The 22,243-nt window shown below is 63.5% G+C and carries 20 protein-coding genes; 6 read left to right on the top strand and 14 right to left on the bottom strand.

From position 1 onward, the window contains the following. Positions 1-21: 21 nt before the first annotated feature. Positions 22-2,055 (top strand): oxidoreductase, encoded by a 2,034-nt coding sequence (locus A8B82_RS19585; protein WP_201120854.1) that lies wholly within the window; start codon positions 22-24, stop codon positions 2,053-2,055. Positions 2,056-2,057: 2 nt separating this feature from the next. On the opposite strand, the gene A8B82_RS19580 is transcribed toward A8B82_RS19585, so the two are convergent. The 12 genes from A8B82_RS19580 to A8B82_RS19525 form a co-directional block, all read right to left on the bottom strand. Continuing rightward, positions 2,058-2,570, bottom strand: coding sequence for an RES family NAD+ phosphorylase (locus tag A8B82_RS19580; protein WP_067296364.1), 513 nt, complete (start codon positions 2,568-2,570; stop codon positions 2,058-2,060). Next, the gene (locus A8B82_RS19575; protein ID WP_067296362.1) at positions 2,570-2,920 is read right to left on the bottom strand and encodes an MbcA/ParS/Xre antitoxin family protein; all 351 of its coding nucleotides are present in this window, start codon (positions 2,918-2,920) and stop codon (positions 2,570-2,572) included. Before A8B82_RS19575 ends, A8B82_RS19580 begins: the two co-directional genes overlap by 1 nt. A gap of 93 nt (positions 2,921-3,013) precedes the next feature. After that, positions 3,014-6,109, bottom strand: coding sequence for an efflux RND transporter permease subunit (locus A8B82_RS19570; RefSeq protein WP_067296357.1), 3,096 nt, complete (start codon positions 6,107-6,109; stop codon positions 3,014-3,016). Next, positions 6,106-7,269, bottom strand: coding sequence for an efflux RND transporter periplasmic adaptor subunit (locus tag A8B82_RS19565; RefSeq protein ID WP_067296354.1), 1,164 nt, complete (start codon positions 7,267-7,269; stop codon positions 6,106-6,108). Before A8B82_RS19565 ends, A8B82_RS19570 begins: the two co-directional genes overlap by 4 nt. Positions 7,270-7,365: 96 nt before the next feature. After that, complete coding sequence (locus A8B82_RS19560) at positions 7,366-8,106, bottom strand: tyrosine-protein phosphatase (protein ID WP_161489482.1); 741 nt, start codon at positions 8,104-8,106, stop codon at positions 7,366-7,368. Between the two features lie 5 nt (positions 8,107-8,111). After that, complete coding sequence (locus A8B82_RS19555; protein ID WP_067296348.1) at positions 8,112-8,918, bottom strand: metallophosphoesterase family protein; 807 nt, start codon at positions 8,916-8,918, stop codon at positions 8,112-8,114. Next, entirely contained in the window at positions 8,915-9,700 is a 786-nt protein-coding gene (locus tag A8B82_RS19550; RefSeq protein WP_067296344.1) for an ATP-binding cassette domain-containing protein, read from the bottom strand. The genes A8B82_RS19555 and A8B82_RS19550 overlap by 4 nt, the downstream gene beginning before the upstream one ends. Next, complete coding sequence (locus A8B82_RS19545; RefSeq protein WP_067296342.1) at positions 9,697-10,668, bottom strand: ABC transporter ATP-binding protein; 972 nt, start codon at positions 10,666-10,668, stop codon at positions 9,697-9,699. The genes A8B82_RS19550 and A8B82_RS19545 overlap by 4 nt, the downstream gene beginning before the upstream one ends. After that, complete coding sequence (locus tag A8B82_RS19540) at positions 10,669-11,490, bottom strand: ABC transporter permease (protein ID WP_067296339.1); 822 nt, start codon at positions 11,488-11,490, stop codon at positions 10,669-10,671. Continuing rightward, positions 11,487-12,431 carry an ABC transporter permease gene (locus tag A8B82_RS19535; RefSeq protein WP_067296336.1) on the bottom strand — a complete coding sequence of 315 codons (945 nt, stop codon included), beginning with the start codon at positions 12,429-12,431 and terminating at the stop codon, positions 11,487-11,489. Before A8B82_RS19535 ends, A8B82_RS19540 begins: the two co-directional genes overlap by 4 nt. 59 nt (positions 12,432-12,490) lie before the next feature. Then, complete coding sequence (locus tag A8B82_RS19530) at positions 12,491-13,984, bottom strand: ABC transporter substrate-binding protein (RefSeq protein ID WP_067296335.1); 1,494 nt, start codon at positions 13,982-13,984, stop codon at positions 12,491-12,493. A gap of 139 nt (positions 13,985-14,123) precedes the next feature. Beyond that, the gene (locus A8B82_RS19525; RefSeq protein ID WP_067296333.1) at positions 14,124-15,782 is read right to left on the bottom strand and encodes a Na/Pi cotransporter family protein; all 1,659 of its coding nucleotides are present in this window, start codon (positions 15,780-15,782) and stop codon (positions 14,124-14,126) included. Between the two features lie 534 nt (positions 15,783-16,316). Here A8B82_RS19525 and ugpB point away from each other — a divergent pair. Beyond that, positions 16,317-17,621, top strand: a complete 1,305-nt coding sequence (gene ugpB, locus A8B82_RS19520; protein WP_067296409.1) for a sn-glycerol-3-phosphate ABC transporter substrate-binding protein UgpB — start codon at positions 16,317-16,319, stop codon at positions 17,619-17,621. A gap of 17 nt (positions 17,622-17,638) precedes the next feature. Here the strand turns inward: ugpB and A8B82_RS19515 are convergent, their stop codons facing one another. After that, positions 17,639-17,992 carry a hypothetical protein gene (locus A8B82_RS19515; protein WP_067296331.1) on the bottom strand — a complete coding sequence of 118 codons (354 nt, stop codon included), beginning with the start codon at positions 17,990-17,992 and terminating at the stop codon, positions 17,639-17,641. Then, the gene (locus tag A8B82_RS19510) at positions 17,976-18,251 is read right to left on the bottom strand and encodes a ribbon-helix-helix domain-containing protein (protein WP_067296329.1); all 276 of its coding nucleotides are present in this window, start codon (positions 18,249-18,251) and stop codon (positions 17,976-17,978) included. Before A8B82_RS19510 ends, A8B82_RS19515 begins: the two co-directional genes overlap by 17 nt. Positions 18,252-18,302: 51 nt before the next feature. Here A8B82_RS19510 and ugpA point away from each other — a divergent pair, with 51 nt between their 5' ends. From ugpA to A8B82_RS19490, 4 genes are all read left to right on the top strand, one after another. Further along, a complete protein-coding gene (ugpA, locus tag A8B82_RS19505; protein ID WP_067296327.1) occupies positions 18,303-19,184 on the top strand; it encodes a sn-glycerol-3-phosphate ABC transporter permease UgpA in 882 nt (293 codons plus the stop codon). A gap of 8 nt (positions 19,185-19,192) precedes the next feature. Continuing rightward, positions 19,193-20,029 carry a sn-glycerol-3-phosphate ABC transporter permease UgpE gene (gene ugpE, locus A8B82_RS19500; protein ID WP_067296406.1) on the top strand — a complete coding sequence of 279 codons (837 nt, stop codon included), beginning with the start codon at positions 19,193-19,195 and terminating at the stop codon, positions 20,027-20,029. A 3-nt stretch (positions 20,030-20,032) separates the two neighbouring features. Beyond that, positions 20,033-21,034: a sn-glycerol-3-phosphate ABC transporter ATP-binding protein UgpC gene (gene ugpC / locus A8B82_RS19495; RefSeq protein ID WP_067296325.1), complete on the top strand. Its 1,002-nt coding sequence runs from the start codon at positions 20,033-20,035 to the stop codon at positions 21,032-21,034. Positions 21,035-21,144: 110 nt separating this feature from the next. Next, a complete protein-coding gene (locus A8B82_RS19490) occupies positions 21,145-22,197 on the top strand; it encodes an extracellular solute-binding protein (RefSeq protein WP_067296404.1) in 1,053 nt (350 codons plus the stop codon). Positions 22,198-22,243 lie beyond the last annotated feature (46 nt).

Below are 22,243 nucleotides of genomic sequence, written 5' to 3'. Positions count from 1 at the left end.
ACATCAGAACAGGAGATTGCCGTGACCATTCACAGCCCGACCCGCAGCAAGGACCCGCTGCTGCAACCGCTGAAGCTGAAGAAACTGGTTCTGCGCAACCGGATCATGAGCACGTCGCATGCCTGTGGGCTTGAAAAGGACGGTTTCCCCCAGGAGGCCTATCAGGCCTATCACGAAGAAAAGGCACGGGGCGGGATTGGTCTGTCGATGTTTGGCGGATCGTCGAATGTGGACATCGACAGTCCGAACATCTTTCAACAGCTGAATGTCGGCACCGACGGGATCATCCCGCACCTTCAGCAGTTTTCCGAACGGATGCACGCGCAGGGGGCTGCGCTGATGTGCCAGATCACCCACCTTGGGCGGCGGGGCGACCCCTATGCGCAGGACTGGCTACCGCCGATTGGCCCATCGCCGATCCGCGAAACCCTGCACCGTGCCATCCCCCGCGAGATGGATGAACATGACATCGCGCGGGTGGTCAAAGCTTACGGCCAAGCCGCGCGGCGCTGTGAGGAAGGCGGGCTTGACGGGATCGAGACACTGGCCTCGGGGCATCTGATCGGGCAGTTCCTGTCGCCCAAGACCAACCACCGCACCGACCGGTTTGGCGGATCGCTGGAAAACCGCGTGCGGTTTGCGCTGATGGTTCATGATGAGATCCGGCGCAATGTCAGCGACGATTTTATCGTTGGCATGCGCTATGTGGTGGACGAGGGCATCGACGGTGAATTGTCAGCCGACGATTGTCTGGCTGCGGCACAAATTCTGGAACGCGAAGGTGCGGTCGATTTTTTCAATGCGCTGTTCGGCTCGATGGACACCTCCCGTTCGCTGTCCGAAGAGGTGTTTCCCGGCATGGGCACGCCCGCAGCACCCTGGGTTGCGGCGGTGGGCCGGTTCAAGCGCGCGGTCAATCTGCCGGTCTTCCATGCGGCGAAACTGTCCGACATGGCCTCGGCCCGCTTTGCGGTCTCGGAGGGGCATGTGGACATGGCGGGGTTGACCCGTCCGCATATCGCGGACCCGCATATGGTGGCCAAGCTGATGCGGGGCCAAGAGCAACGGATCAGGCCCTGCGTCGGGGCGGGGCATTGCCAGTCGCAGCACCGCCCGAAATGTCTGCACAATGCCTCGACCGGGCGCGAATTGACCATTGGCCACCGGATCGAGACATCATTGACACCGCGCAATGCGGTTGTCGTGGGGGCCGGTCCTGCCGGTCTGGAAGCGGCGCGGGTGCTGGCGGCGCGGGGCCACAGGGTTCGACTGTTCGAAGCGGCGGCACAACCGGGCGGTCAGGTCCTGTTGGCCGCGTCCGACTGGCGGCGCGATCTGATCGGTGTCATCGACTGGCGCCTTAGCGAGCTGGAAGCGTCAGGTGTCGACGTTGAATGCAACCGCTACATGGATATGGAAAGCATCGCGGCCCTTGACCCCGATCTGGTCATTCTGGCCACCGGCGGTGTGCCGCAGACGTCGTTCGGCGCGGGGCATGATCTGGTGCAAAGCGCTTGGGACATTGTCGGGCGGCAGGTTCGGCCTGCGGGTGACGTCCTGATCTGGGACAATACCGGCAGGCATCCCGCACTGCTGGCCGCACAGATGGCGCAGGCCGAAGGTGCAAACCTGCGGCTGGCCACGATTGACGTGACCATTGGACAGGACCTTGCCTATCCGGAATCGACACGCTGGCACAAGGAGTTCGCCAAGTCCGGCCTTTACCCGGAGGGCAACCTGCGGCTGACCGGCGTGACGCGCAAAGGCAACAAGCTTGAAGCGACACTGATGAACGAGCTGACCCATGATGTCACGCATCAGACCTACGATCAGGTGATTGTCGAAATGGGCACATTGCCAATGAACGAATTGTTCGAGGATCTGCGCGGCCAATCTGGGAATGACGGGGTCACCGACCTGCATGCGCTGCGCGACCTTTCGGCGCAGCCGCGAAGGGGCAGGGGGTTTGAACTGCACCGGATTGGCGATGCGCAATCATCCCGCAACATCCATGCCGCTGTTTATGATGCGCTGCGGCTGTGTTCGGTGTCTTGAGCCTACATCCGGGACAGCCGGTCCTCATCGTCCACAACCCGCAGGTCGCATCCCTCGCCCGTCCAGTTCCATAGAACGATATTCAGGGCGTTCTGTGCGGCACCCTTTGCATGGCTTTGAACAAGCAGACCGGCAAAGCCGTCGGCAATCAGGGTGCGCGCGAAATCCTGCGTTGGCACCGCGCGCCCTGCAAGCATCTTCATGCGCCAGCCGAAATCCGCAAGCGCGCTTTCGGACATGCCGCGTCGGGCAAGCTGGTCTGCATCACGGGTGTCGAAAACCGGCCCCAGATCGGCGCTGTAGGAAACAAGCACCGTTGGTTGCAGGCTGCCTGCCTGATTGGCTTCGCGCAGCGCCGTGGTCGGATCAAGCGCCGTGTAAAGCGCAGGGGTTCCCCTGGCATTCAGCCGTCCGCCATAAATCTGTGCGCCACGGCCCGACAGCGGCTCCCGCGCATAGACCGGGTTCAGGGCGCGATAAAGCGGCCCCCGATAACGCCCATCGCGCAGCGGCATCAGGCAAAGACACCTGCATCAATCGCGTCGATATATTCAAGAACCTGCTGCGCCTTGCCTTCCTGCACAAGCTGCATCGCGGTGCGGCCATCGAAACCGGGCAGGGGTTCGGACCTGTACCATGCATAGGCCATCAGTTCCGACCCAAAGCGGTGCTGGACCTTGTTGAGCACTTCGACCAGCTCGCGCAACCGGCGCTGCGTCTTGTCCGAATTGATGCGGGTGCGGCGCTGCAGCGCGTCCTTGCCAAGCCCGACGGTCATGGCGATTTCCTCCGCAGAGGTGCGGAGCGCTGCGGCGATCTTGCGCGGTTCGAACTGTCCGCCATCGGCAAAGTTTCTGATCTGCATGACGTCACCCATATCGGCTATACTGACAGTATATAGCGTCATAAGCGCTGATTTGCAACATCAGCGCAATCTTCTTCCCGCCCATGGCGTGCCTCAGCCTGCCGCGGCGGCGTCAAGCTCCTGTCGGAGGCGTTTTTCCGATTCCGCCTTGGGCACAGAGAACCGGGCCAGCAGCAGGTAGGCGACCGGCGTGAGGTACAGCGTGGACAGCGTTGCCATCCCCAACCCGCCGACGATCACCCAGCCCAATGCCTCGCGCGCCTCGGCACCGGCCCCGGCAGACAGGATCAGCGGCACGCCCCCCAGCACGGTCGAGGTCATGGTCATCATCACCGGGCGCAGCCGGATGGTGGAGGCATCGAGAATCGCGGCATGCACATCCTGCCCCTTGTCGCGCAGCTGGTTGGCGAATTCGACAATCAGAATCCCGTTCTTGGCCATGATCCCGATCAGCATCACCAGACCGATCTGGCTGTAGACATTCAGGCTTTGCCCGGTCAGCAGCAGGGCAAAGACCGCGCAGGCCAGACCCAGCGGCACGGTGGCCATCACCACCACCGCCGAGATGAAGCTTTCGAACTGGGCCGACAGCACCAGGAACACCACGAGGATGGCAAAGCCGAAGGTGACGAAAAGGCCGCCGTTGGTCTGATCCAGGGTTGCTGCTTCGGCCAGCGGCACGATGCGATTCTGTTCGGCCAGCAGGTCATCCGCGATGTCCTGAACCTGCGCCATGGCATCGCCCAGCGACAGTTCCGGGGTCAGACCGGCAGTCAGTTCGACCGACCGGTTCTGCCCCTCGCGGTCCAGTTCCGGGGCAACTGCGCGTTCCTCGAAGGTGACAAAGCTGGACAGCGGGATCATCAGCCCGTTGCCTGCCTGCATAAAGATGTTCTCAAGATCGCCGGAATCGTTCACCGGGTCAGAAGTGGACAGCATCTGCACCCCGAAATTCGTATCGCCGATAAAGACGGATGCGACCTCGCGCCCATCCAGCACCGCCTGCAAGGCCTGGCCAAGGCCGGTGATATCGACGCCAAGGTCGGCGGCCAGTGTCCTGTCGATCTGCACAAAAAGCTGCGGCTGGGTGCGTTCGTATTCCAGCCGCACCTGGCCCATGGCGGGATTTTCGCTGAGCCTGTCCACCATGGCCTGCGCGACCTCGGCCAGTTGGTCATAGTCGTTGCCGGTAATAGCAAAGGCCAGCCCGCGCCCGGCGCCGCGAATGCCCAGCGAATTGGGCTGGATGGCAAAGGCGCGGACGCCGATGATGTCCTTCAGCCCTGCGTTGATGTCGTTCACGATGTCCTGCTGGCCCCGTGTCCGTGCGTCCCATTGGGCCAGGGTGAACACCATGAACCCGCGGTTGGAGGCCCCGAAACCGGTGATCGAAAAGATATTGGTCACTTCGCCCGCGTCCTGCAGGGGTGCAACCGCGTCCTCGATCTCGCGCATCTTGCCCTGGGTGTATTCCAGTGACACCCCCTGCGGCGCGGTCACGCTGAGCAGGGCCACCGCCCGGTCCTCCCGCGGGGTCAGCTCCTGCCGGATGCCGCCCGCCATCAGGGCGGCGGTGGCCGCGACGAATACCGCGATCAGGACAATGATAAAGGGCATGGCCAGCGCGCCGCGCAGGGTTTTTTCATAAAGGGTGAACAGGCGGTTGCCGAGCCAGATCATCGGGCCACGCGGGTTTTTCGGCGGGGCGGCGGTCAGCAGGCGGCTGGCCAGCACCGGACAGAGGCTGAGCGCCACGATGGAGGACAGGAGCACCGCCATCGCCAGGGTAAAGCCGAATTCACGGAACAGCCCGCCCGCCTGACCGGGCAGGAATGACAGGGGCACAAAGACAGCGGCCAGTGTCGCGGTGGTGGTCACCACGGCAAAGAACACCTGCGCCGTGCCGTTGACCGCAGCCGCCCGCGGCCCCATGCCGAGGGTGCGTTGCCGCACGATGTTCTCCAGCACCACGATGGCATCATCCACCACCATCCCGGTGGCCAGCACCAGTGCCAGCAGGGTCAGGATGTTGACAGAGAACCCCACCAGATAAATCGCCGCCAGCGTACCGATCAGGGACACCGGCAGGGTCAGGGCCGGGATCAGCGTCGCGCGGACATCGCGCAGGAAAAGAAAGATCACCGCAACCACGATGGCGACGGCAAAACCGAGCGTCTTGAGCACCTCCTCGATGGAGCCGGAGATGAAGATCGCATCGTCCGAGGTGACAAAGATGTTCACATCCTCGGGCAGGGTCTGGTTCAGCTCATCCACCACGGCGCGCACGTTTTCAGAGATTTCGAGCGTGTTCGACGTGGCCTGCCGGATGACCCCGATGCCCATGCCTTGCTGGCCGTTGGCGCGCAGGACGGTTTCGCCCGGTGCCGGGCCCAGCGAGACGCGGGCGATATCGCCCAGACTCACGTTTTCCCTGATTTCGAGCGCCTCGAACGCCTGCGCGGTCGCCACGCTGGCGGTGGTGCGCACGTTGATCGACTGGCGATCCCCCGACAGGTCACCGGCGGGCGTGTCATAGGCCACATCGGCCAGCCCGCGCTGCACATCGCCCAGGGTCAGACCCCGGCTGGCCAGTTCCAGCAGGTCGATGTCGACGCGAAAGATCTGCTCCCGGTCGCCATAGATCTGCAGGTCGGCCACGCCGTCGACGGAAATCAGCCGGTCCTCGACCCGGTCCTGCACGATCTGGGTCAGTTCCTGCGGCGACCGCCCAGTGGAGGTGACGGCGATGCGCATGACCGGCTGGGCATTCGCGTCGGCCTTGACGATCTGGGGTTGTTCCGCCCCCTCGGGAAGCTGGTTTGCGATCCGGGCGACCGCGTCGCGCACATCGGTCGCTGCCACGTCGATATCGACGGAATCGTTGAATTCCAGCGTCACGCGGCTGCGGCCAAAGCGGGAGTTGGAGGAGATCGACCGCACCCCCGACACGCGGCCCACGGCGCCCTCGATCCGGCCCGTCAGTTCCTGGTCCACGGCCTCGGGCGAGGCACCGGAAAACTGGGTGGTGACCGTGACCACAGGCCGGTCCACGTTCGGCAGTTCCCTGATTTCAGCGCCAAAGAGGCCCGCAAGACCGGCCAGCACGATCAGGGCATTCAGCACAAAGGCCAGGATCGGCCGCCGCACGAACAGCGCGGTTCCCGGTGCGCGAGGTTCCGGCGCGCTCACAGGGTTTCCTTGCCGGTCTGGCCGTCGGTTGTGGCCGGGTTGTTCACCGGGCTGACTTCTGCCCCGTTGCGCAGGGTTTGCACGCCTTCGGTCACGACGTTTTCGCCCGCGTTCAGCGCATCGGCGCGGATCAGGACGGAATCACTGTTGCGCTGCGCGATGGTCACGGCGACCTGCACGCTTTTGCCGTCGCGCACGGCCCAGACATATGGCCCCTCGCTGGACCATTGCAGCGCCAGCGGGGGTATCGACAGGTAGCTGTCGCCGGGAAAGGTCATTGCCACCGAAAACGCCATGCCGGCGCGCAGCCTGTCGTTGCTGTTGGCGACGCGGCCCTGCACCAGCAGGGTCCGGCTGGTCCGGTCCACCACGGTGTCGATGGCCGCCACTTCGCCGGTCAGGACGGTGTCGCGCAGGCCCAGCGGCGTCACGGTGATCTGCTGGCCGGGGCGGATCTTGCCCACCACCCGTTCCGGCACCCGGAAATCTATCAGGATGTCGGACCGGTCGGTGATCGTGGCCAACACGTCCTGCGCATTGACGCGATCGCCGACTTCGACATCGGTGATGCCGACCCGGCCCGAGATCGGCGCGGTGATCTGGCGCTGCGACAGGTCGAACTGGGCCTTGCGCACGGCCAGTTCGGCACTGCGCAGGGCCACTTCGGTTGCGCGCAGGCGCACTTCGGTCACGGCACCGGTGGAGGACAACTGCTTGATCCTGGTCTCTTCGCGCTGCGCCTCGTCGAGGTTGATCTGCGCCTGTTCCAGTGCAATCTCTTCTTCCTCGTCCAGCAGGCGGGCAATCACGGTTCCCGCCTCGACCGCGACACCCGCCGACAGGGTCAGTTCGGTGATGACCCCCACGGCATTGGACCGCACGGTGACCGACCGTTTCGCGCGCCCGTCGCCAATGGCGGTGATGCGGTCGGCGATTGCGGTTTCGCCAACAGCGGCGATCGCGACCTTGGCCGGGCCGCCGCCGCCACGGGGCGTTGCCTGCTGCGGCGCGGCCTCGGCCTGGGACAGCTGGATGCCCAGCAGATCGGGAATGCCGCTGCGCTCAATCAGCGGGCGGGCCGCCGGAACATAGATGATCCAGACATAAAGGCCTGCACAGAGCACAAGCAGGAACAGGATTGTTTGCAGCAGGGCTTTCATCGGCAACTTTGCTATCTCGGGTCAATACGGGCGCAGCTTACCGCGTTCTTTCGGGGTAAGCATCATAATCATTTCGGCAGGGCGTGGTCCGCCGGATCAGGCCCTTGTCAGACGCAGATAGAGCTTTTGCAGATCGGATCGAGGCAGACCGATCTTTTCCAGGTAGCCCGTCACGCCGCCATAGCTTTGGTCGATGTGGTCCAGTGTTGCGGCAATGGCGGTTGCCGGGCTTTCCAGCAGTCTGGCATAGCTTTCCACATCGCCGCCGCGCGCGCGTGACAGGTCCAGGAACTCTTCGACCAGATCGGGGATGAGATCGGCGGTCAGGGCATAGTCTGCGATGATCTGGTCACGGTCCACATCCGCGATGCCCAGCAGCAGGGCGGCGATGATCCCGGTCCGGTCCTTGCCGGCGGTGCAATTGAACAGCACGCCCCCTTCGGGGTGTTCGGCCATCGTGGACAGGACCGTGCAGATTGCCGTGGCCCGTGTTTCCAGCGCTGTCAGGTAGAAGGTCAGCAGGGGATGTGCGTCTGCCACCTCGGCGCGGGACATGGCCTGCGGTGACAGATCGTCAAACAGGGGCAGGTTGGCGAAATGAACATCGGCAAAGGCTGCAAAGGGATTGGGCGCGCTTGCGACTTCCTGCGGCGTGCGCAGGTCGATGACCAGGCGCAGACCCTCGTCATGCAGTCGGGTGACGTCGGAAGGGTCAAGCCGGTGCAGGCTGTCGGCGCGCAGGAAACGCCGCCAGGGGATCATGCCACCGCCTGCGGTGGTGTAGCCGCCCAGGTCGCGGATGTTGTAGGCGCCCCGGACGGGCAGGTGTCGCGACATTGCTCTCATGTGAACGCCAGCAGTCTCTTGCGGTCGATCATGCGCAATTCGCGCGCGGCGGGCGACAGCGGCACAAAGCTGACCGACAGGCCGGAAGCGCGCCATTCGCAGATGCCCATGCCGGTGCCTTCGACAATGCGCAGCCCGTCGGTTTCCAGCAGGTCGACGGTGGAATCCTGGCCGTTGGAAATGACAATCGGAATGCCGTGCCAGTGGTTGACCTGGTTGATGTGGATATGGCCCGACAGGATCCCGGCCACGGTCTGACCTTGCAGCATCTTTGCCAGCCGCTCGGTTGCCGCCATGTCGATGCTGCCCCAGGGCAGGCCGTTTGCATCGACGCGCGGCGGGTGGTGCATGACGATCAGCCGGGGCAGGTCGGTATGCCGCGACAGGGCATTTGACAGATAGTCGAACTGCGCATCGCAGATCGTACCGGCCACATGTCCCGGTTTCATCGTGTCCAGCGTGATCACATGCAGCCCGCCATGCACGGTGTCGTGGAAATAGGGTGCGTCGGAGCCTGCATTGCCCAGCACCTCGTGGAACGGCGCGCGTTTGTCGTGGTTTCCAAGGGCCATCACCAGCGGGGGGACAAGCGGTTCCAGAATATCCTGCAGCAAACGATAGCTGTCGGGATCGCCCATGTTGGTCAGATCACCGCTGGCGACAACAAAGGCGGGTTGCCGTTCCATCGCGTTGATGACCTGCACCACGCGCTTCAGCGTTTCCACCGCGCCGGACTTGTCGCTGGGGTCCGGCGAACGGGGGTGCGAGATGTGCAGATCGGTCAGATGGATGAATCGGGTCATGTGGATACTCCGGCGGCCTTGAGCAGGGTTTGTGTATAGGTATGGGCGGGCTGGCGCAGGATGTGGGCGGCGGGCCCGGATTCAAGTGCCTTGCCATGCTGCATGACCAGCAGATGATCGCAGATCGAGGCGACAACTGCCAGATCGTGGCTGATGAAAAGGATGCCCAGCCCAAGATCGTCCTGCAGATCCATCAGCAGGTTGAGGATCTGCGCCTGCACCGAGACATCCAGGGCGGACACCGCTTCATCCGCGATCAGCAGGGCAGGGCGGGTGACGATGGCGCGGGCAATGGCGATGCGCTGGCGCTGCCCGCCGGAAAATTCATGCGGGTATTTTGCGCCGTCGCGGGGGTGCAGGCCGACCTGCTCCAGCGCCTCGGCGGTGCGGCGGGCGGTATCGGCATCGGTGCCGATGGCGCGCAGCGGTTCCGCAATGGACCAGCCGACAGTGCGGCGCGGGTCGAGCGAACCGAAAGGGTCCTGATAGACCATCTGGAAGTACCGCCGCTGGTGGCGCAGTGCGGCGGCGGGCAGGGCGTGCAGGTTGTCGCCCCGAAACAGGATTTCGCCGGCGTCGGGCCGTTCGAACGCCATGACCATGCGGGCCAGCGTGGATTTGCCCGATCCGCTTTCCCCCACGACCCCCAGCGTTTCGCCTGCGCGGATGGTAAAGCTGATGTTGTCCACCGCCGTCAGCACCGGCGCGGCGCCCAGCAGGGTGCTGCGCGGCAGCCTGTAGCGCCGGGTCAGGCTGCGGGCGTCGAGCAGGGGGGCGGTCATGTGGTCCCCTCCGTCAGCAGATGGCAGCAGGCGCTGCGGCCCCGACCCAGGTCGGTCGGGCCGGGGCGGGCGGTGGCGCAGCGGGCGATCTCTACCGGGCAGCGGCCCGAAAATCGGCAGCCCTGTGGCAGGTCCGGCAGCGAGGGCACGGTGCCGGGGATGGTTGGCAGGCGCGGGCGTTTGCCGCCCGGTACACGGGTCTGTGCGACGGGATCGGGGCGCGCCGCCAGCAGGCCACGGGTATAGGGATGTGCCGGGTTGGCCAGCACCTGATCGGTTGGGCCGCGTTCGACCATGTCGCCGCCATACATCACCACGATGTCACGGGTCGCGCGGGCCACGGCGGCAAGGTCATGGGTGATAAAGACCAGCGCCATGTCGCGCTGTCCGGCCAGCCGCACCAGAAGGTCGGTGATCCGCAGCGCGATATTGGCGTCCAGTGCCGTGGTCGGTTCATCTGCAATCAGCAGCGCGGGGTTGCAGGCCAGCGCCAGCGCAATCAGCACCCGCTGGCGCTGACCGCCGCTCAGCTCATGCGGGAACTGGCGCATCCGCGCGGCGGGATCGGGAATGCCGACTTCTTCGAAGAGATCCAGCACGCGGGCCCTCGCGGCATGGCGGCTCAGGCCTTCATGCACCATGATCGGCTCGGCCACCGTGTCGCCGACCCGCACCAGCGGGTTCAGCGCCGCCATCGGTTCCTGAAAGATCATCGCGACGCGCCTTGCCCGCAGGCTCTGCCAGGCGGTTTCGCTGGCCTGGGTCATGTCCTGCCCGTCGATGCGCAGCGCCCCGGACAGCCGTGCGCCATCGGGTGCCATGCCCATCAGACAGAGTGCCAGCATGGTCTTGCCCGATCCGCTTTCGCCGACGATGCCCAGACGGTCACCGGGCCGGATCGTCAGGCTGGCGCGCCGCAGCGCGGTGGCGGACCCGAAGGCGGCAGAGAGGTTATCAAGCTCGAACATCTACCGCTCCCGCGCCAGTCTTGGGTCGGTCATGTCGCGCAACCCGTCACCCAGCAGGCCAAATCCAAGCACGGCGGTGACGATGCAAAGGCCGGGATAGATCGCGAGATGGGGGGCGAGATACATCAGCGTCTGTGCCTCTGACAGCATGCGGCCCCAGCTTGACGCGGGCGGTTGTGCGCCCAGCCCGAGGTAGGACAGCGCCGCCTCGGCCAGGATCGCGACGGCGAATTCGATGGTGGCCTGCACGATGATTGCGGCGGCGATGTTGGGCAGGATGTGATCGCGGCTGATGGCAAAACGGTTCATCCCCGCCGCGCGGGCCGCTGACACATAGTCCAGCGTCCAGACCTGATTGGCCGATCCCCGCGCCACGCGGGCAAAGACCGGGATGTTGATGAATGCAATTGCCAGCACCGCATTGGTCAGCGAAGGGCCAAAGACCGCCGCCAGCATGATCGCGAAGAGCAGCGCGGGAAAGGCAAAGCCAAGGTCGGCCAGCCGCATCACGCCGTCCTCGACCCAGCCGCCGATGGCCGAGGCCAGCAGCCCCAGCGCAACCCCGACCGACCCGCCCAGCAGCACCGCGATCAGCGCCACCGCCATCGAGTTGCGCGCCGCTGCCATCAGCTGGCTGACCACATCGCGGCCCAGTTGATCGGTGCCCAGCCAATGGACGGCGGAAGGTTCTGCAAATTTGTCGCGGATGTTCATCGCGATGGCATCATGCGGTGTCCAGACCAGCGACAGCGCGGCGGTGCCGACAACCAGCGTCACCAGCACCGCGCCGATGATGAAATTCGCGGGCAGGCGGCGGGTCATGCGCGGGCCTTCAGGCGGGGGTCGATCACCACGTAAAGCAGATCGACCACGAAATTCGCCGTGACCACAATGGCGGCAAAGAGCATCACCAGCGCCTGCACCGTGGGCAGGTCCCGGTTCGAGATGGATTGAAAGATCAGCCGCCCGAGGCCGGGCAGGTAGAAGACGTTTTCGATCACGATGGTGCCGGTCACAAGGGCGGCGAATTGCATCCCCACGATTGTCACGATCGGCACCAGCGCATTGGGCAGCACATGCCGCCACAGCACCCGGCGGCGCGACAGGCCAGAGGCGCGGGCGGTGCGCACGAAATCCTGCCGCATCACCTCAAGCGCCGAAGACCGCGTGACGCGGGCCAGCACCGCCGATTGCACCAGCGCCAGCGCGATGGTGGGCAGGATCAGCGACCGGGCCGCCGCCACCGGGTCTGACCAGCCCGCAAATCCGCCGGGCGGCAGCCAGCGCAGTTTGACGGCAAAGAGGAGCACCAGCAGCATCGACAGCCAGAAGGCCGGGACGGCAATGCCCAACTGGCTGAGGAACATCACCCCCCAGTCGCCGATCCTGCGGTGCCGCGCCGCCGCCCCGATGCCAAGCGTCAGCGCGATGGCAAGTGTCGCGACCATCCCCGCCACCGCCAGCGCGACTGTCATGCCCAGCCGCTCGCCGATCAATTCGGAGACCGGCACGCGGAACGAATGGCTGATGCCGAAATCACCCTGAAGCGCCTGCCAGACCCAGGAAAAATACCGCGTCAGCAGCGGTTCGTTCAGGCCCAGTTGTTCGCGCAGGGCCGCCAGCGCGTCGTCGGTGGCATCCAGCCCCAGGATGGTCAGCGCCGGATCGCCCGGCAGGACGTTCATGACCGCAAAAACCACCACGGACACCGCAAGCAATGTCAGGATGAAACCGGCGGTTCGGCGGAACAGGAAATACCACATTCAGGATAACATTCGGGGCAAGGGGCCGCGCGCGCAAAAGGTCCGCGCGGCCATTCGCTTCAGCCGTTGTTGCTGACCCCCTTGAGGGGCATGTAAAGCACGGGCGAGGAGGACCAGTAGCCTTCGACACCGGTGCGGAACACGCCCAGCAGCGGCAGCTGGAACAGGAAGGCATGGACCGACTGATCGGACAGGTATTGCTGCCCCTGTTTCAGCAGTTCGTCGCGCTTGGCCGGGTCGGCCTCCGTCTCGATGCTGTTCCAGAGGGCGGTGAACTCCGCGTCGTCATAGCCATAGAAATAATCCGGCCCGCGCGCAAAGTTGCCCATGTCGTTGGGCGAGGTATGGGCGATGATCGTCATGTCGTAGTTCTTTTTCTTGTAGACCTCGTCGATCCAGAAACCCCATTCCACGTTCTCGACCTTTGCGTCGATGCCCGCGTTGGACAGTTCCTGCTGGATGATCTCGGCAGAGCGCATGGCATAGGGGAAGGGCGGCACGCGCAGGGTCATGGTGGTGCCTTCGACGCCCGCCTCGGCGAACATGGCCTTGGCTTTTTCGGTGTCATGGGGGTAGGCGCCGGTCAGGTCCACATAGGCGGTGCCGTGGGGCGGATAGAAGCTGCCGATGGGCACGGCCTGGCCGTACATCGCGCCCTCGATGATCTCGTCCCGGTCGATGGCGGTGGCCACGGCGCGGCGCACCTCGATGTTGTCAAAGGGGGGGTTGGCGTTGTTCATCGCCAGGATCACCTCACCCTCGGTGGAGCCGATGTTGACGCGAAATCGCGGGTCAGCCTCGAACTGCGGCAACAGTTCCGGGGCGGGGAAGCCGGGGAAGGCGTCCAGTTCTTCGGCCATCATTGCGGCGGTTGCGGCGGCGGGGTCAGAGATGAAGCGGAATTCGACCTTGTCCAGCGCCACGCTGTCCGCATCGCGGTATTCGGCGTTCTTGACCAGGGTCAGGCGGTCGCCACGGGTCCAGCTGTCCAGTTTGAAAGGGCCGGTGCCGACGGGGTTGGTGTTGTTGGTATCGGCGGATTCAGCGGCGACAATCGAACTGTCGCCCTGTCCCATGTTGAACAGGAAAAACGCATCCTTGTTCTTCAGCGTGATCTCGACCGTTTGCGGGTCCAGCGCGGTGACGGAGGCGATGGGTTTGAAAATGTCCTTGGAGGGGTTCACGCTGTCCTCGGCCATGGCGCGGTCAAAGGAAAACACCACATCCTCGGCGTCGAAACCGGTGCCATCGTGGAATGTCACCCCCGAGGCCAGTTTGAAGGTATAGGTCAGCCCGTCCTCCGAGACCTCCCATTCGGTGGCGAGATTTGGCCCCACCTCGCCGTTCTCGGCCACGATGGTGAGGGATTCGTAGACGTTCATCGTCAGCATGCCGTCGATGGAGGCGGTGGCATCCGCGGTCGGGTCCAGCGAGGTCGGTTCCTGCTGAAGGCCCACCACCAGCGTATCCGCCAGCGCAGACAGGGGGGCGGCCGTCAGCCCGACGGAAAGGGCCAGAATGGACAGGGCGGGAAATTTCGATAAGCCAGGCATGTGCAGAACTCCTTGCTGAGCATGAGGTGCAGGGCGGCAGCCACCCCGCATGACAGCAGTTTGCGCAGCAGGATCGGCGGGGTCAACGGAGATGCACAGGAATCCCGAAATGATCGCAAAGTTGAAACGTGACCGGGGGTCAGCTCAGGCGGCTTTTCAGCAGGTCGCCGGTGCGGGCCAGGATCGGATAGCCGACCATGGAAAATGCCGTGTTGATCTGCTTGAGCGAGCGCAGGGTTTCCTGATGGATGCTGCTGGTTTCGATGCTTTCGGCCAGACCCTCGCGCAGCCTGCCAAGGTGGTTGCGTTGCAGCTTTTGTTCCACCGCGCGGACCTTTTCCTTGGCTTCGACAAGGTCGCGCGCCCCTGCCGGGTTCTGGTTCATCATGACGTTCAGCGCCAGATGGACATTGCCCTGCACGCGGTCCATGAAATTGCTGATCTCTTCGCGCCCGACATCGGAAAACGCGACGCGTTCGCTGTCGCGGCGTTTGGCCAGTGTCAGCAGGCTGCGTACGATGGTGTCTGAGGCCGCTTCGAGCGCGGTCGAGATGCCCGCCAGTTCCATCGACCGCTTGCCCAGATCCTCGTCCAGCCCGGCGCGGCCAAGCTGGGCCAGGTAAAGCTTGATCTCGAAGTGTATGGATTTGATCGCCTTGTCCTGGTCCCGGATCGCAGAGGCGGCGGCGCTGTCCCAGTTGTCATAGAGGGGGCCGGTGGCATTCAGCATCCCTTCGATCTTTTGACCCATCCTGAGAAGTTCACGCGCGGCGGAATCGAGGCCCCGGCCGGGGCGGTCCATGGCGTTCGGGTCCAGTGCGCTGATCTCTGCCAGCGTGGTGGCCTCCTTGTCGGCAGCGCTTGTGACCAGTTTCGCGCTGAGCGCGGACAGCGGGTGGATCAGCCCGAGGGCCGCCACCGCCAGTGCCGCGTTGAAGGCCAGATGCAGGTTGATCGCCTGGCGGCTGGCGTTGGCCCCCAGATAGTGCAGCAGATCCGGCTGTTGGGACAGGACCAGCAGCAACAGCACCGCACCACCGCCGCGCAGCATCAGGTTGGCGCAGATCATCTGCCGCGCCGGGGCGGGGGAGGCAAGCGTGAGGACATAGGCGATGAACCCGCCGCCCAGGTTGGCCCCCAGCACCATGGCGGCGGCACCTTCGACCGGCAGCAGCGATTGCGCGGCAAGGGTCACGAACAGCAGCACCGCCGCGACGCTGGAATGCACCGCCCAGGCAAACAGCGCGCCCACCGCGAAGGCGGAAAAGATATCGCGCCCTAGGTAGGCCATGACCGCCTGCGTGCCGGTGCTGTCGACCATCGGGGCAGTGGCGTCGCGGATCATGTCCAGCGACAGAAAGATCAGCGCCAGTCCGATCAGGATGCGCCCGGTCTGGCGCAGGGTGCCCGACCGCCCGCGCAGGAACAGCGCGACACCGGCCAGCAGCAACAGCGGGATCAGGAAGGACTGCCGGATCAGCAGCAGTTGCGACACGATGGCAGAACCGAGGTCGGCACCCAGCAGGATGGCCAGCCCGATGGCGGGGATCAGGCTGCCCTTGGCGACGAAATTGGCGACCAGCACCGCCACGGCGGTGGAGCTTTGCAGGAATACCGCTGCCAGGGTGCCGGTGCCTGCCGCCAGCATCCGGTTGCCGGAGGCGCGGCGCAGCGACTGGCGCAGCTGGGTGGCAAAGGCGCGCTCGACCCCGGTGCGGACCAACCGCACCGACCAGATCAGCAGCGCGGCAGCCCCGGCGATATGGAGCAGGAAGGAAAGGAGTGCGGGTTCTTGCAAGGTCGTTCTTTCGATGATCGGGGGGAGCGAAGGTGCCCGGAACCGGTATGTAACAGGTTTGTAACGATAGGCCAGATGCGTCAGCTATGTTGGATGCCATGCGAAAGCGACCCAGACCGGACCTTGGGCGCGGGATGGGTCAAGGGCCGGTGAGCGGGACGGGGCGGTCTTACGCCAAAGCCCGGAACAAGCCGAAGGCGCCGGGCCATCGCCTGCCCGCCGGTCGGGCGGGCGATTTGGTGAGGCTGGGTGATACTCTGAGAGGTATCGCCATGGCTGAGAAATCAAGTGGCATGGACAGAGGTCAGTATCGCCCACCCCGGGCAGGCGATGGCCCGGCTTGCGCGTTATGTCCGGTCGAGGGTGTTCCCGGTGGCCAGAGAGACTCTACTGGCTTTGCATAAACCGTCATAAATTCGTTACGGAACAGGAGGATACCTCGCCGCGCGTGAAACATGAATGATGTGTTGCCAGCACAGGTTGTGACCCACTACGCTGGCGATGAAAATCCAGAGGGGGAGAATCCAAATGAAGATGCGAAACACGATGATGGCCAGCGTTGCAGCCATGATGGCGGCAGCACCTGCCATGGCGCAAACCGAGGTCGAGTTCTGGCACGCCTTCACCGGCCGTCTGGGCGAGCTGGTGGCGGAGCAGGTCGAAACCTTCAACAACGCACAGTCCGATTATGTCGTGACCGCGACCCACAAGGGCAATTATTCCGAGACCCTGAACGCAGGCATCGCCGCGTTCCGCGCGGGCGAACAGCCGGACATCCTGATGGTGTTCGAAGTCGGCACCGCAACGATGATGGCCGCCAAGGGCGCGATCAAGCCGGTTTATGAGGTGATGGCGGATGCCGGGGCGGATTTCGATCCCGATGGTTTCATCGGATCGGTCAAGGGCTACTATACCAGCAGCGACGGCGATATGCTGTCATTGCCTTTCAACTCTTCGACGCCGGTGTTGTGGGTCAACCGTGACGCGCTGGCGGCGGCTGACATTGACCCCGATGTGGATCTGAGCACCTGGGAACAAGTGGGTGAGGTGCTGGACACGCTCAAGGCGTCGGGCAATGACTGCCCGCTGGTCACCGCATGGCAAAGCTGGATCCATCTGGAAAACCTCAGCGCCTATCACGACGTGCCCTTCGCCACGCAAGCCAATGGTTTTGCCGGGGTCGATACCGAGCTGTCGCTGAACGGTCCGGTGCAGGTCAAACACGTCGAGACGATGGGCCAATGGGCCAAGGACGGCAAGTTCATCTACACCGGCCGTCGCAACGAGGGTGGCGCGAACTTCCGCAGCGGTGAATGTGCGCTCTTTACCGAAAGCTCTGCCGGCTATGCCGGGATCAAGTCCGAAGCCACTTTCGAATTCGAAGTGCGCCCGCTGCCCTATTGGTCGGATGTCGAAGGCGCGCCGCAGAACACCATCATCGGGGGGGCATCGCTTTGGGTGATGGCCGGTCAGTCGGATGAGGAATACGAGGGCGTTGCGGCCTTCCTGAATTTCCTGTCCTCGCCCGAGATTCAGGCAAAGTGGCATCAGGACACCGGTTATCTGCCAATCACCCAGGCGGCTGCCGATCTGACCCGCGAGCAGGGTTTCTATGAGGCGAACCCAGGCACCGACATTGCGGTCACACAGATGACCACCAATGCGCCGACGGAGAATTCCAAGGGTCTGCGGCTGGGGTCCTTTGACCAGATCCGCGGCATCATCGATGAGGAACTGGAAGCCGTCTGGGCCGGTGACAAGGACGCGCAAGCCGCGCTTGACAGTGCGAAGGCGCGCGGCGACGAGTTGCTGCGCCGCTTTGAGCAGGCCAACCGCTGAAGCGGGCGGGGAGGGGCTCAGCGCTCCTTCCCGGTCAGCCGTGCAAGCATGTGTTGCAGATGATCCTGTCCACCGTGAAAGATCGCCTCGATCTGGATGATCTGGCTCACCTCGTCGAGGGTGAACCAGTAGATCGTTCGTTCGATGGTAAGGTGGCGGTATGTGCGATTATTGCTGAAGATGCGGCCGCCGCGTTCCGGTGCGATAGCGATCCGTTGGCGGTTCTGGACAATGGAATTGATGCGCCCGCTTGCCAGAGAGACTGCAGATGCGGTGTCATGGCCAAAATCGAGATGCGACTGAACCAGATGATCGAATATGACTGCGATATCGCTCTCGGCCGATGGACGAAATTCAACCGTCCAGGCCATACTTCTGCCTTTTCCGAGCAAGCATTGCAGCCACGCGGTTTTCGAACTCTTCACCTGAAATGGTTGGCTCGTTTGCGCGCTTATCGAGCGTCTGGAAGAACCCTGATTTCCATGCCTCGTATGCCTCGTCTTCGCGGCGCTTGGCCTCCAGCGCCTGCTGGATCACGGCGGAGGTTGATGAAAACCGGCCCTCGGCCACCTGTTTGCGGGCGTATTCGGCCTGTTGATCGGAAATGGAGACGGAAATCTTGACGGTCATGGCGGAACTCCTTTTCCTCAAAGTGCTACTCAGTCGCACCGGAGTCAAGTGATGGAAAAGCGCGTCACCTTCAAGGGCATCTGGCTGCCCCTGCTGCTGGTCTTGCCACAGATGGTGGTGACGGCCGTCTTTTTCTTCTATCCGGCGGGGCAGGCGATCTGGCAGTCGCTGTTCATTCCCGACCCCTTTGGCTTGTCCATGCAATATGTGGGGCTGGGCAATTTCGAATACCTGCTGGGCAATGCCTATTACCGGGCGAGCTTTGTCACCACAGCGGTATTCTCAATCGCCGTGACCGTCGTGTCGATGGGGGTGGCGCTGTATCTTGCCGTTCTGGCGGACCGGCTGATCAAGGGGTCGGGCGTGTACCGCACGCTGCTGATCTGGCCCTATGCCGTGGCACCCGCCGTTGCCGGTGTGTTGTGGCTGTTCATGTTCAACACCCGCGTGGGGGTGGTGACCTGGTATCTGGGCATGCTGGGATATGACTGGAACCATGTGTTGAACGGGGAAGAGGCGATGGGGCTTGTTGTTGTCGCATCGGCCTGGGGGCGGATCAGTTATAATTTCCTGTTCTTCCTTGCGGGGCTACAGGCCATTCCCCGCAGCGTGATCGAGGCGGCGGCGATTGATGGCGCGCGGTTCTGGACCCGGTTTCGCACCATTGTCTGGCCGCTGCTGTCGCCGACGACCTTCTTTCTGCTGGTGGTCAACATCGTCTATGCCTTTTTCGAGACCTTCGGCGTGATCCACACCATCACCAGCGGCGGGCCGCAGCAATCGACGACGATCCTTGTCTACAAGGTCTACAAGGATGGGTTTGTGGGGCAGGACCTGGGGTCTTCCGCCGCGCAATCGGTGATCCTGCTGGTGATCGTGGGGGCGCTGACCATCGTGCAGTTCAAATTCATCGAGCGGCGGGTGCATTACTGATGGCGGGCATGGTTGAAAGACGCGGGGCAGGGTACTGGATGACCCATCTGGGGCTGATCATCGGGCTGCTGTTCATCTTTTTTCCAATCTGGCTGGCCTTTGTCGCCTCGACCGTGGCGCAGCCGGAAATCGTAAAGCCGCCGATGCCGCTGCTGCCCGGTGACCACTTTTTCGAGAATTACCGCAAGGCGCTGGTGGCGGGCGTCAATGCGCCGGTGGCGATGATGATGTTGAATTCGCTGATCATGGCCCTGGGGATCACCATCGGCAAGATCGTGATCTCGCTGCTGTCGGCATTCGCCATTGTTTATTTCAAGTTTCCGGGGCGGCGGCTGTTTTTCTGGCTGATCTTCCTGACGCTGATGTTGCCCGTCGAGGTGCGGATTGTGCCGACCTATGAGGTGGTCGCGAATTTCGGGATGCTCAACAGCTATTCGGGGCTGATCTTTCCGCTGATCGCCAGCGCCACGGCGACCTTCCTGTTCCGCCAGTTCTTTATGACCGTGCCGGACGAGTTGGCAGAGGCGGCGCGGGTCGACGGGGCAGGGCCGATGCGGTTCTTCTGGGACATCCTGTTGCCGATGAGCCGGACCAACATCGCCGCGCTTTTTGTGATCCTGTTCATCTATGGCTGGAACCAGTACCTCTGGCCGCTGCTGATCACGACCGATCCGTCGATGAACACCATCGTCATGGGCATCAAGCAGATGTTCCCCAGCGGCGACGACATTGCCGACTGGCCGGTGATCATGGCAACTTCCATCCTGGCGATGATCCCGCCGGTGATCGTGGTGATCAGCATGCAAAAGCTGTTCATTCGCGGTCTGGTAGACAGTGAGAAATAACACATGGCGACAGTCAGCCTGAAGGGCATCAAGAAGACATTCGGCAAGACCGACGTGATTCACGGCATCGACATGGAGATCGAGGACGGCGAGTTCATCGTGATCGTCGGGCCGTCTGGCTGTGGCAAGTCCACGCTGCTGCGCATGGTGGCGGGGCTGGAGACGGTGACGGCGGGCGAGGTTCAGATCGGCGGCGCGCGGGTGAACGACCGCGAACCGATGGAGCGGGACATCGCCATGGTGTTCCAGAACTACGCGCTTTATCCGCATATGTCGGTCTTCGACAATATGGCCTATGGGCTGAAGATCGCGGGGACGCCCAAGGCGGAAATCGCGGAGCGGGTGCAGGAGGCGGCGACGCTTTTGCAGCTGGGGGATTACCTGACGCGGCGGCCGCGAGAGCTTTCTGGTGGGCAGCGCCAGCGCGTGGCCATGGGCCGGGCCATCGTGCGCAAGCCTTCGGTGTTTCTGTTTGACGAACCGCTGTCCAACCTGGATGCCAAGCTGCGCGTGCAGATGCGGCTGGAGATCAAGCAGTTGCAGCGTCGCTTGGGGGTGACATCGCTTTACGTCACGCATGATCAGGTGGAGGCGATGACGCTGGCCGACCGGATGATCGTGATGAACGCGGGCCGCGCGGACCAGATCGGCGAGCCGCTGGAGGTCTACGCCAACCCGCAGACCGAATTCGTTGCCGGTTTCATCGGCTCGCCGCCGATGAATTTCCTGCCCGCCGCGATGGCGGCTGACGCGCCTGCGGACGCAAAGACCCTTGGCATCCGGCCCGAGAACCTGACGCTGGCGGGGCAGGGCACCCCGGCCAGAGTGATTTACAACGAAGCATTGGGGGCGGAAACGCTGGTGCATGTGGATCTTGCGGACGGCACGCGCGCCACGGTGCGGCAGGATGCCTCTGTCCCGATGCCGGCGGAAGGTGCGGCGGTGCATCTCGAATGGCAGGACGCGGATCGGATATTCTTTGACACGGGTGGCAGACGGTGCTGATCATGGCACCATTGAGAACCCATCGTGTGTCACACCGCTGTCATATGTGAACACTACGAACCAGGAAGCCCGGCGCGGCCTGACCGCACCGGCACAATTTGGAGAAAATCATGAAAACCATCCTGACAACCGTTGCCGCCCTGGCGCTCTGCTCTGCCGCGCAGGCGGACACGCTGCGCCTTTTGACCTGGGGCGGCTATGCGCCCGAGAACGTGATCGAGATGTTCGAGGCCGAAACCGGCCATACCGTCGAGGTCACCAAATCCAACAACGAGGAAATGATCGCCAAGCTGCGCGCGACCAATGGCGGCGGGTTCGACCTTGCCCAGCCCAGCCAGGACCGGATCGCGGGCCCGCAGGCGGAATTTGGCATCTACAAGCCGCTGGACATGTCCAGGATCGACACTGCGCTGTTTATCCCATCGATGCTGGAAGCGACCAAAGGCAACACCACTGTTGAGGGTGAAGTCTATGCCGTGCCGCATGTCTGGGGCACCTCCGGGCTGGTGGTGAACACCGCGATGGCGGGCGACGTGAAGGATTACACCGACCTGTGCAATGCCGATGTGGCGGGCAAGGTGTCTTACCGCCTGAAGCGCCCGACCCTGATCGGTTTCGCCTATGCGATGGGTCTGGACCCCTTCGCGGCCTATGGCGACGAGGCGGCCTATAAGGACATCCTAGATCAGGTCGAGGCCAAGCTGGTCGAATGCAAGCCCAACGTCAAAACCTATTGGGATGGCGGGGACGAGTTGAAGAACCTGCTGCGCTCAGGCGAGGTTGTCGCCTCGATGGCCTGGGACACCGGCGGCTGGCAGCTGAACGACGACAACAAGGACATCACCTTTGTCGCGCCCACATCGGGGGCGCTGGGGTGGATCGACACCTTTGTTCTGCCGGCACGGGGGCGGGCAGATGATGCGGCCTATGCCTGGATCAATTTTGTGATGAAGCCGGAAATTGCGGCGATGATCACCGCTTCGGCGGGCAACTTCACGGCCTCGCAGGGGGGTGATGCAGGTGTCGATGACGCGCTGAAGGCCAAGTATCAGGCCAGCTTCCCGCAGGAGGCCATCGACAACATCAAGTGGTATCCGACGGTCCCGGCGGGCCTTGAGGCGCTGGAAGGTGCCGCACTTGACCGGATCAACGCGGCCAATTGAACGGCCTTGACGTGATGCAGGGGGAGCGCGGCATCCGCGCTTCCCG

The organism is Sulfitobacter sp. EhC04 (genome assembly GCF_001650875.1).
Classification (GTDB): domain Bacteria; phylum Pseudomonadota; class Alphaproteobacteria; order Rhodobacterales; family Rhodobacteraceae; genus Sulfitobacter.
This window is presented reverse-complemented; position numbering and strand designations above follow the sequence as displayed.